The following is a 3,246-nucleotide window of genomic DNA, read 5'->3' as shown; positions in this document are numbered from 1 at the left end:
AGCCCGCACTTGGCGGGCTTTTTTGTGCCTGTAATTCAGTAAGCTAAAGCGACTTACCCGTAAATATAACTTTTCCAACTAAAGTGCAGTTGCCGTTTATTGCTATTAGTTGCTCAGGCCAGTTAGGGTTAGCGGCTTTTAAAAACTTTTGGCCGCCTTCAATTATTAGCTGTTTAAAGGTAGCTTCGTTATTATCGTCTAAACGTGCTACTACGTAAGAACCGTGAATGCACTCAGCCTCTGGGTCTACAAATATTAAATCACCCTCGTAAAATTTAGGCTCCATGCTTACGCCATGCACTTTTAGCGCAAATGTTTGATCACTGCACTTTACAGGGCATAAATAACGGTCGGCATCATGTTCTTTTATTTCACTTATTTCAGACCATGCCCCCGCTTGCACCCAGCTTATTAATGGCACAGCCGCTTTAAGCGTAGGCCCTAATGAAACATTGCTGTTGATACTCTTTTCACCGTCTTGAGTTTCACCAATACCAAACAGTAAGTATTCTGGAGTGCAGTTTAGGGCTTCCGCGAGGGCGTCTATTTTACGAGGGCGTTTTGTTTCTCCAGATTCAATATTGTGAATAGAGTTTTGTGCTAAGCCTGCCATTAGACCTAATTGCGCTTGCGTCATCCCTAACTGAACACGTTTTTTTTCTACTCTTTTACCTAAATCCATTTGTAAATTCCTAATGTAAAAATCGCTTAAAGTGATAAAAGCTGATTATCTGCTTTTTATATTATTTTGTCTAATCAGTTAAATCGATATTGACATCGGTTTAACTGATGTCTATTATCGGTTTACTTGATAAATAGAGCTTGGAGGAAATATGAGCGCCGTAGAAAGAGCGATAGAAATAATTGGTGGTCAGACAAAAGCCGCCAAGTTATTAAACACAAAACAAAACATTATCTGGTACTGGCTTAATCGCCATTGCCAAGCCCCCGCGAAATACATTACCCGTATTTCAGAACTAACAAACGGCCAAGTAACAGTAGATGAGTTACTAGCCGACCACGTTAAAACCGACAAGGAGAGTGCAGCATGAACATGACCTTTGCATTATTAGCGTGTTACCAAAAACCAGCGGTCCAGCTTAAAGATGTTTGCCAAGAGTATTTAGGTTTACAGCCTAAAACCGCAGAGCAAAAAGCAAAGGCAGGCACGTTACCATTTCCAACTTTTAAAATACGTGACTCAGAGCGCTCGCCAACCATGGTTAATGTGACTGACTTAGGTGCGTATTTACAGAGTCGATACGAGCAAGGCCGCACAGAGTGGCAAAGCGTTAATAACTAGGAGCAGGGCAATGGGCACATACCAAGTATTTAGTCGTGAAACGTTAAGCAGTTTTAAAACATTAGCTGAGCAATGCCGCTATTTATTGAGCTGTAAAATTACCACAACAAAAGCAACGCACGAAACAAAGCCAGCAGTACTGCAAGCGCGTGTAGGTGATTTTTTACTACCTGTTTTTTGCAATGGTGACGAGTACCAAACAATACAAAAAGCAGTTTTTTGGTTAAAAACACAAGCAACTAACTACCTAAATGCAGCAACACGCAGCCAGCAAGGAGTTAATTAATTATGGCAAACACAGCTATTAACCACCCAAACCCAGCGCCATTAAAAGCAGTAACTGGCCGCCACGTACCAAAAGGCTTGGCCGAAATAAAAGCATTAATGGGCAGCGAGCGCCACACGCCAGAATACGTGTATACCAAAGTGCTAAGCGAGCAAGAGCGCACATTAGTATGTTTTGCGGCAGGCCTAAAGCGCCACCATTTAGAAAGCGGCTTTGCTAATTTTAATGCAGATACCCGCTTAAAAATACACAAGGCTATTTTGCAAATGGAGCAATTAGTAAAAGCATTTACCGACGCTAACGCCATGGCCCCCGCTAAGTTTGTGCAACATGCACCGCGCGTTGAAGCCAATACCAACTACTCACATTTAACAATTACTAAGGGTTGATCATGAGTTCAGTAAATCGCGGAACGGTACGCAATGCAGACGACTACTACATAACACCACATTGGTTAATTGAAGATTTTTTAGCAGCGTTTGCTGAAAATAATATGTTGGTTTGCTCACCAGATGAAAGCCCAAGAGTGCTAGACCCAAGCGCAGGCGGTTGTGACAAGTACGAAATGAGCTACCCAACAGTGCTAGAAAAAGAAGGCTTTACAGTTGATAGCTGGGATATTCGTGCTGATTCACGCGCTAGCGTAATTAACTGTGATTTTTTGCAGGTAAAGAGTTTAAAAAAACCATACGACATGATCATCACCAACCCGCCCTTTAACGTGGCGCAAGAGTTTACCGAACATGCGCTCGAAATGGTTAAAGAGAGTGGTTTAGTGATCATGCTGCAACGCCTTAATTGGTTGGGCAGCCAAAAGCGCAAGGCAATGTGGCAAAAGCTGCCATTAGCTGCGGTTTATGTGCATAGCAAGCGCCCGGGCTTTGACCCAGCAAAACCAAGTAAAACCGATTCAACCGAATACGCTCACTTTGTATTTTGCAAAGGCCATGAGTTAGCGCCTGAACTTTTTGTAATTTAACGCTGGGAACTGCTAAAAATGAAACTACACCCAAAAGCAAAGGCCGCACTTGGCTATTACAACGCACACAGAAAAGCGCGAGATATAGCAAAGTGTGATTTTCAAAAGGCGGTAAATGCATTATGCGACTTAAAAAAGTACGCGCCAAAAATTGCAAAGCGCATAGAAGCGCTTGGCCGTTTTAGCTCAAATAGCTGGTACGCATATTCAATGGCTGAGTTTGATATACAACTTGATAACGATGTAAGGCTTTTAGATGCATACCACAACATCGACCCAGTAAGCCCTGACGAGCAAGACCTAACCGAATTTTTAAACGACATTCCATTTTAACCCCCAAGGACACTAAAAAATGAACGCTATCAAAGACCAAGCTATGCCTAAAAATAAGCAATTACTACTTAATATTGTTTTACACGCCATTGAGCAAGTTAATTTTGCAATTCGCAATTTAAACAAACGCAGCACTATCGGCATGTTAATGCAGTGCGAAGACACGCTAACCGACTTGCTACCTATTGTAAAAATGATTGCAGATGACGACGTTAATTTTGAAGGCGTTTACAGCCAAATGAGCATTGCGTTAAGTGCAGCACAAATTGGCGGTGAGCCAATGGAAATAGAGCTGTAACGCTGTGGCTAACACGCAACCAATTGACCTAAAAGCCCTTAGACTAT

At 42.2% G+C, this 3,246-nt stretch carries 8 protein-coding genes; 7 read left to right on the top strand and 1 reads right to left on the bottom strand.

The window, feature by feature from the left end; translation table 11 throughout:
- Positions 1 to 43 precede the first annotated feature (43 nt).
- A complete protein-coding gene (locus tag I6E78_RS18155; RefSeq protein ID WP_121953678.1) occupies positions 44 to 682 on the bottom strand; it encodes a LexA family protein in 639 nt (212 codons plus the stop codon).
- A gap of 151 nt (positions 683 to 833) precedes the next feature.
- Between I6E78_RS18155 and I6E78_RS18150 the strand changes: the two genes are divergently transcribed.
- Genes I6E78_RS18150 through I6E78_RS18120 form a run of 7 tightly spaced genes read left to right on the top strand, consistent with a single transcriptional unit; the run spans position 834 to position 3,199 of the window.
- Entirely contained in the window at positions 834 to 1,052 is a 219-nt protein-coding gene (locus I6E78_RS18150) for a YdaS family helix-turn-helix protein (protein WP_089368121.1), read from the top strand.
- Positions 1,049 to 1,303: a pyocin activator PrtN family protein gene (locus I6E78_RS18145; RefSeq protein WP_121953679.1), complete on the top strand. Its 255-nt coding sequence runs from the start codon at positions 1,049 to 1,051 to the stop codon at positions 1,301 to 1,303. Before I6E78_RS18150 ends, I6E78_RS18145 begins: the two co-directional genes overlap by 4 nt.
- Positions 1,304 to 1,313: 10 nt before the next feature.
- Entirely contained in the window at positions 1,314 to 1,589 is a 276-nt protein-coding gene (locus tag I6E78_RS18140) for a hypothetical protein (protein WP_197183077.1), read from the top strand.
- Positions 1,590 to 1,591: 2 nt separating this feature from the next.
- A complete protein-coding gene (locus I6E78_RS18135; RefSeq protein ID WP_197183076.1) occupies positions 1,592 to 1,978 on the top strand; it encodes a hypothetical protein in 387 nt (128 codons plus the stop codon).
- 2 nt (positions 1,979 to 1,980) lie between these two features.
- Entirely contained in the window at positions 1,981 to 2,568 is a 588-nt protein-coding gene (locus I6E78_RS18130; protein ID WP_197183075.1) for an SAM-dependent methyltransferase, read from the top strand.
- A gap of 18 nt (positions 2,569 to 2,586) precedes the next feature.
- Positions 2,587 to 2,901 carry a hypothetical protein gene (locus I6E78_RS18125; protein ID WP_197183074.1) on the top strand — a complete coding sequence of 105 codons (315 nt, stop codon included), beginning with the start codon at positions 2,587 to 2,589 and terminating at the stop codon, positions 2,899 to 2,901.
- A gap of 19 nt (positions 2,902 to 2,920) precedes the next feature.
- Positions 2,921 to 3,199 (top strand): hypothetical protein, encoded by a 279-nt coding sequence (locus I6E78_RS18120; protein WP_197183073.1) that lies wholly within the window; start codon positions 2,921 to 2,923, stop codon positions 3,197 to 3,199.
- The last annotated feature ends 47 nt before the right edge of the window (positions 3,200 to 3,246 follow it).

Origin of the sequence: Pseudoalteromonas sp. NZS127, assembly GCF_015864805.1 — a bacterium.
Lineage (GTDB): Bacteria > Pseudomonadota > Gammaproteobacteria > Enterobacterales > Alteromonadaceae > Pseudoalteromonas > Pseudoalteromonas nigrifaciens.
Note: the sequence above shows the minus strand (reverse complement) of the source record. Positions and strands in the feature narration are given on the sequence as shown.